Origin of the sequence: Asticcacaulis biprosthecium C19 (genome assembly GCF_000204015.1) — a bacterium.
Lineage (GTDB): Bacteria > Pseudomonadota > Alphaproteobacteria > Caulobacterales > Caulobacteraceae > Asticcacaulis > Asticcacaulis biprosthecius.
In genome coordinates this window covers 546,586-553,290 of the sequence record NZ_GL883077.1, presented here as the reverse complement: position 1 = coordinate 553,290, position 6,705 = coordinate 546,586, and the positions used below count along the sequence as shown (strand labels likewise).

Sequence of the window (6,705 nt, the reverse complement as noted above, 5' to 3'; positions counted from 1 at the left end):
ACCCTGACCCATTTTCAGACCAGTCTCTGACCCCGTCAACCGCCAGGTTTACAGGATTTACAGAGGCGCCATGGCTTGAGATAACCCCATGCCGCCGCTATGGTCCGCGCCAGAAGGATACGCCATGGCCAATGTCGAGTTGCGCGGACTTGAGAAAAACTTCGGGGCGAACACCGTCCTGAAGGGCGTCGACCTCGCCATCCGCGACGGCGAGTTCGTGGTCATTGTCGGTCCGTCGGGATGCGGCAAGTCGACCCTGCTGCGCCTGATCGCCGGCCTGGAACCGCCGACCCAGGGCGACATCCTGATCGAGGGCAAGTCGGCACTGGAAGACGCCCCGGCCCAGCGCGGCGTCGCCATGGTCTTCCAGTCCTACGCCCTGTATCCGCACCTCAACGTCTTCGACAACATGGCCTTTGGCCTGCGCATGGCCAAGATGGCCGAACGCGACATCAAGGCCGCCGTGGAAAAGGCGGCACAGATGCTGGGCATCGAGGATCTGCTGGACCGGCGCCCGCGCGAACTGTCGGGCGGTCAGCGCCAGCGCGTCGCCATCGGCCGCGCGATCGTGCGCCAGCCGCGTTTGTTCCTGCTGGATGAGCCGCTGTCCAACCTCGATGCCGGGTTGCGCGTCCATATGCGGCATGAGTTCGCCCGCCTCCACCGTGAACTGGCAACGACCATGATCTACGTCACCCACGACCAGGTCGAGGCCATGACCCTGGCTGACCGTATTGTGGTGCTCAATGCCGGCGGGGTCGAGCAAATAGGCACGCCGCAGGAGATCTATGACAGCCCGCGCAACCTGTTCGTCGCCGGATTTCTGGGGTCACCACGGATGAACCTGATCGCCGGCGAAGTCGCGGCCATCAAGGATGAAGGCGTTCGGATCAAGCTGGTCACCGGCGATGAGGTGACGGCTGCGGTGGTTCCGGGCAAGGCGGTACCGGGCGATAAGGTCACCCTGGGTGTGCGCCCGGAATGTCTGTCGGCCGACGGGCTTGGCAATATTCTGACGGCGACGGTCGATGTCGTCGAGACTTTGGGTAGCACACGGGCCGTCTATGCCATGATGCCGCGCGCCGACCAGCCGGTGTGTGCGATCCTGCCGGTCGCTTTTGCCGTCCGCCACGGCGATGTGGTCCGTCTGCACTTCGACCCGACCCAGGCCTACCTGTTCGATGGCAGCGGAGAGGCATTTGGCCGGAACGGTTCCAAAACGCAGGCGGCGTAAGTTATTGTCTATAATACTTTTCTCCCTCTCCCCACTTGAGGGGAGAGGGTAGGGGTGAGGGGTTGGTTCGGCTGGAAGCTGTAGATGCCGAACGCCCTCAACCCCTCAGGCTCGCCGCCCTGCGCCGATCGCTTTCGCTTCGCTAAGCTCTCGTCCTCTCCCCTCATGTAGCGCTAGGGAGCTTGGACGAAACTCATCTTGCATGTAAGCGTTTGCAGCGCCCGTAACTCCACGCTATGACTGTGCCATAACAACGACCTCCGGGGACACGCCATGCACGCCAATCCGATGATCAAGTCCGTGACCATTGTCGGCGGCGGGACGGCGGGATGGATGACGGCCGCCCTGCTGTCCAAGCTGTTGCTGGGCCGTTTCGACATCACCCTCATTGAATCCGAAGAGATCGGCACCATCGGCGTCGGCGAAGCGACCATTCCCGCCATCAAGGTGTTCAACCAGTTCCTCGACCTCAACGAAACCGAGTTCATCCGCGCCACTCAGGGCACATTCAAGCTGGGGATCGAGTTCGTCAACTGGCGCGATAAGGGCCATTCCTACATCCATGGTTTCGGCAAGATCGGCTCAGACCTGATGTGGCTGCACACCCATCAGTTCTGGCTAAAGATGCACGAAAAGGGCGAGGTCAGGGACTTCGACCACTACGCCCTGAACACCCTGGCCTGCCGGATGAACCGCTTCCGGCCGCGCCAGCCGAACGAGCCGCCGCCCATGGCCGACTTCGACTACGCCTACCATTTCGACGCCTCGCTCTATGCCCGCTATTTGAGCAAACAGGCGCAAGGCCGCGGCGTCAAAAGGATCGAAGGCCGGATCACCAAGGTCGAACTACGCGCCGAGGACGGCTATATCGACCATGTCGTTCTGCAAAGCGGTGAGACGGTCGGCGGCGACCTGTTCATCGACTGCTCGGGCATGCGCGGCCTGCTGATCGGCGATGCCCTTGGCGTCGGTTACGAGGACTGGAACCACTGGCTGCTCAACGATCGTGCCTGGGCGGTGCCGTGTGAACGCGCCACCGTACTGACGCCCTATACCCGGTCGATGGCGCATGGTTGCGGCTGGCAGTGGCGCATTCCGCTGCAGCATCGCACCGGCAATGGCCATGTCTTTTCGTCATCGCATATGGGCGACGACGAAGCCGCTTCCATCCTGCTGAAAAACCTGGACGGCAAGGCCCTGGCCGATCCGCGCCTGGTGAAATTCCGTCCCGGCAAGCGCCATCGCGCTTTTGAGAAAAACTGCGTCGCCATCGGCCTGGCCGGCGGCTTCCTGGAGCCGCTGGAATCGACAAGTATCCACCTGATCCAGACCGGGATCTTACGGCTGCTGGCCCTGTTCCCGGGCCAGTCCTTCGATCCCCGCGACATCGCCGAATACAACGCCCAGACCGATTTCGAGTACCGCGATGTCCGCGACTTCATCATCGCTCACTACAAGGTCACCGACCGGGAGGACACGCCCTACTGGGCTTACCTCAAGCATATGGACATCCCGGAATCTCTGACCCAGCGCCTGGATCTGTGCCGGTCGTCAGCGCGCTTCTTCAAACATTCAGCCGCCGAACTGTTTCATGAGGAGAGCTGGGTCCAGGTGTTACTGGGCCAGGGTTTGCGGCCGCGCTATGACCCGATGGTCGACATGATTCCGGAAGACGACATCCGCGCGCATCTGAAAGACATCGAAGAGGTCATCGCGGAATACGCTGCGAAACTACCCACCCATGGCGATTATATCGAGCGCTACTGTAAGGCCCCGCCGTTGCTGGAGATGGCGTAGAAAGAGGACCCCTCCGTCAGCGACTTGCCTCCGACTTCGTCTCCGGCTGCGCGCTGCCACCTCCCCACCTTTGGTAGGGAGGAGAAGTAGGTAACAGTCTCGTTCTTCTTTCTTCTCCTACCCATTGAAAATGGCGAGCGTGGTGGCCCATGCCATGCCGAGCAAGCGGAGATCGAAGATCGTAGCGCGTCGAGACGGAGAGGTCCCCTTACGAACGCTGCAACAACCCCTTCATCCCCCAGACGCCTTGACTGTATCCCATGACCGTTCGGCCGGAACCGTGGCCGCCACCCGCGCCTGAGCCGCCTGTTGCAGCCATTTTAGATTGGCATCCGCCTGATCCGGGGGCAGATCCTGGCGCAGTAACTGCTCCGCCTCGGCCATCTTGCCCTGCATGCCCAGCACCAGGGCCAGGTTCTGACGTACCTGGATCGTCGCGCCCTTTTGCACCACCGCCGTGCGCAGCAGCGGCTCGGCGCCGGCAAAGTCACCCGCCTGCGCCTTCGACATCGCCATATTGGTCAGGACGGTGGGGTTTTCAGGCGACAGTTGCAGCGCCTTCGCCCAGGCCGCTTGGGCATCCTGCGGCCGTTTGACATTGTCATAGGCGACCCCCAGAAGCGACCAGGCCTGCCAGTCCTTCGGCTTCAACTCCGCTGCGCGCTGCAGGGAGGCAATCGCTTCGAAGGCATTGTTGCCGCCGATATGCGAACGGGCGGCCGCCAGCAGGGCTTCGTGATTGTCGGGCGCGAACAGCAGGACGCGGTGCGCCATGTCGGCGGCTTCGTCGTACCGGCCAAGGCTGCGCAAGGCATTCGACAGATAGATCCCCAAACGGGCATTGGTGGGATCGTAATTGAACTCACGCGAGAAGAAGGCCGATTGGGCCAGCGGATCCGACCGCAGCGCCGACTGGATCTCGGCTTCACTCGCCGGCCGGAAACGTTCGACACGAGTCTCCGGCAGCGCGGTCTGCGACTTGGCCTTGTCCGCCTTGTCCTTGCCGAACAGTCCGGCATGAGCGGAACCGGCCGCCAGCGTGGCGGTCAGGGCGAGGATACAGGTGAGATATGGCTTCATGGCGTTGCCTCGCAAGATTTCTTGGTTCAACCGCCCCAGGTTAAGACTTCGGTGACGGCCATGAAGATACAGTTAAAGGAGTTGCCGCTTTATTAACTAATTCTGACCCCGGGGGCGAAATGCCGACACCCTTGCCGACCAAGCCGCAAAAAATCGAGCACGTTATCTTCGCCGTGTTCGAAGAGGACGTCGCCGACATGATCGCCGCGCTGAAACCCGCCCATGCCGGTTTCCTGCAGGCGCGCGGTTTCACCGGCAAGGCCGGCAACCTGATCGTGCTGCCGTCGGGCCTGGGCTCCAACGAAATGGGCGGCATGTGGGCCTGGTTCGGCCTTGGCGCGCGCAAGGCCTTTACGCCCATGACCTTCCGCGCCCTGCCGACACAGCTTCCGAAAGGGACATGGAAACTCAAGGTCGAGGCCGACCTGGACCTGCGCGCCATCCATGTCGCCTGGGGCCTGGGCTCCTACAGTTTCGGCACCTACAAGGCGTCGTCCAAACCCGTCGAAGCGCGCCTGGATGACGGCGACCTGACCCAGACCGAGCGTGAAGACATCGCGCTGGAGGTTCTGGCCCACGATCGGGTGCGCGACATGGTCAACACCCCCGCCAACGACATGGGACCGGCCCAGATCGAAGCCTGCGCCCGCGCCATCGCCAAGGCCCACGGCGCCGACGTCGGTGTCATTACCGGCGAACTGCTGAAACAGAGCTATCCGGCCGTCTATGCCGTCGGCAAGGCCGCCGCCCCGGAAAACGCCCCGCGCTTTATCGAAGTCGCCTGGCGGCCGGCCAAGCCGCGCGGCGTGCCGCCTGTCGTCTGTCTGGTCGGCAAGGGCGTCGCCTTTGACACCGGCGGCCTGAACATCAAGACCGCCGGCATGGGTTTGATGAAAAAGGACATGGGCGGCGCCGCCCACGTCCTGGCCCTGGCCGAATGGATCATGGCCAGCCAGTTGAACGTGAACCTGCACGTCCTGATCCCCGCCGTCGAAAACGCCATTTCCGGCAACGCCATGCGCCCAGGCGACGTGCTGCATACCCGCGCCGGCTTGACCGTCGAAGTCGGTAATACCGATGCCGAAGGCCGGCTGATCCTGGCCGACGCCCTGACCCGCGCCGGCGAGCTGGAACCGGCCCTGACCATCGACTTCGCCACCCTGACCGGCGCCGCCCGTGTTGCCCTGGGCCCCGAGGTCATACCCTTCTACTGCGACGACGAAGAGGTGGTCCGCCAACTGGAGATTGCCTCGATCGCCCAGTTCGACCCGTTGTGGCGCATGCCTTTGTGGGCCGGCTACAACGACGCGCTCGATTCCGACATCGCCGACCTGAAGAACGACCCCTCGGCCTGGGCCCAGGCGGGGTCCGTCACCGCCGCTCTGTTCCTGCAGCGTTTCGCGCCCAAGTCCGGCGCCTGGATTCACCTCGACGTCTTTGCCTGGAACCCACGTTCAAAAGCCGGCGCACCCGTCGGCGCCGAGGCCCAGGCCTTAAGGGCCGTTTACGCGCTCATAAGGGCGTATTAAGACGCCTACGGAGCGCTAACCTCCTGTTATCTGTGCAGGGTAACGTGACCTTTACGTCCGTGGTATAGGGTAATGGGGAGATAGAAATCCCAGCTAAGGCTCCCCGCCCCATGACGCAAAACAGCGACGACAACTTCGACAAGCGCATCGTGCCGTTCAAGGACGGCGTGACCGATCAGGCCTATGAAGGCGTGATCCGCGCGCGGTCCTATGTGGCGGGTGAAATCCTGAGCTGCTACGACGCCACCGCCCCCATCCTGTCGCAGCCGGAACACGGCGCCGAACAGTGGGACCAGCTTCTGCTGGGCGAGCGCTTCAAGGTCATCGAGCGCAAGCACGACTTCTACTGGGGCCAGGCCCTGCGCGACGGCTATGTCGGCTATGTCCCGGTGTCGGCCTTCCGCCGCGACTGGTATCTGCCCACCCATTATGTCGCCACCCTGCGCACCTACGTGTTCGGCGGCCCGAACCTGAAGTCCTCTATCCTGTGCGCGCTCAGCCTCAACGCCCTGGTCAATGTCACCCGGTTCGAAAACGGCTTTGCCTACATCAACGACATGGGCTGGGTGTTCAGCAATCACCTGTCGGACTTCGAACGCTTCGCCGACGACTTCGTCGGCGTCGCCGAAAGCTATATCAATGCGCCGTATCAGTGGGGCGGCCGCGAAAGCATCGGGCTGGACTGCTCGGGGCTTCTGCAACAGGCGCTCTACGCCTCAGGCTATGGCTGCCCGCGCGATTCCGACATGCAGGCCCGTTTAGGCATTGCGCTGGAGGTCGGTTCCGATCTGAAGGGCCTTGTCCGCGGCGACCTCGTGTTCTGGAAAGGCCACGTCGCCATCATGGTCGACGCCGAGCACATCATCCACGCCAATGCCCATCATATGAAGGTGGCGGTGGAACACCTTCGCGCCGCCGTCAGCCGCATCGACAGTTGCGGCTCGGGCATGCCGACGGCCTTCCGCCGACTGTAAAGTCGCTGAAATCCCATAGAAAAAGCCCGCCGGCAAAACCGGCGGGCTTTTTGTCATCTTGTACCGACCTTAGTGGGCGGCGGCAGGCGCC

At 62.8% G+C, this 6,705-nt stretch carries 5 protein-coding genes; 4 read left to right on the top strand and 1 reads right to left on the bottom strand.

The window, feature by feature from the left end; translation table 11 throughout:
• Nucleotides 1-124 precede the first annotated feature (124 nt).
• Nucleotides 125-1,234 carry an ABC transporter ATP-binding protein gene (locus tag ABI_RS02900; RefSeq protein ID WP_006271326.1) on the top strand — a complete coding sequence of 370 codons (1,110 nt, stop codon included), beginning with the start codon at nt 125-127 and terminating at the stop codon, nt 1,232-1,234.
• 273 nt (nt 1,235-1,507) lie between these two features.
• Nucleotides 1,508-3,031 (top strand): tryptophan halogenase family protein, encoded by a 1,524-nt coding sequence (locus ABI_RS02895; RefSeq protein WP_006271325.1) that lies wholly within the window; start codon nt 1,508-1,510, stop codon nt 3,029-3,031.
• A 231-nt stretch (nt 3,032-3,262) separates the two neighbouring features.
• On the opposite strand, the gene ABI_RS02890 is transcribed toward ABI_RS02895, so the two are convergent.
• Nucleotides 3,263-4,111, bottom strand: coding sequence for a tetratricopeptide repeat protein (locus ABI_RS02890; RefSeq protein WP_006271324.1), 849 nt, complete (start codon nt 4,109-4,111; stop codon nt 3,263-3,265).
• Between the two features lie 119 nt (nt 4,112-4,230).
• Here ABI_RS02890 and ABI_RS02885 point away from each other — a divergent pair, with 119 nt between their 5' ends.
• Both ABI_RS02885 and ABI_RS02880 read left to right on the top strand, forming a co-directional pair.
• Nucleotides 4,231-5,640, top strand: coding sequence for a leucyl aminopeptidase family protein (locus ABI_RS02885; RefSeq protein WP_006271323.1), 1,410 nt, complete (start codon nt 4,231-4,233; stop codon nt 5,638-5,640).
• Between the two features lie 110 nt (nt 5,641-5,750).
• Nucleotides 5,751-6,614 (top strand): C40 family peptidase, encoded by an 864-nt coding sequence (locus ABI_RS02880; protein ID WP_006271322.1) that lies wholly within the window; start codon nt 5,751-5,753, stop codon nt 6,612-6,614.
• Nucleotides 6,615-6,705 lie beyond the last annotated feature (91 nt).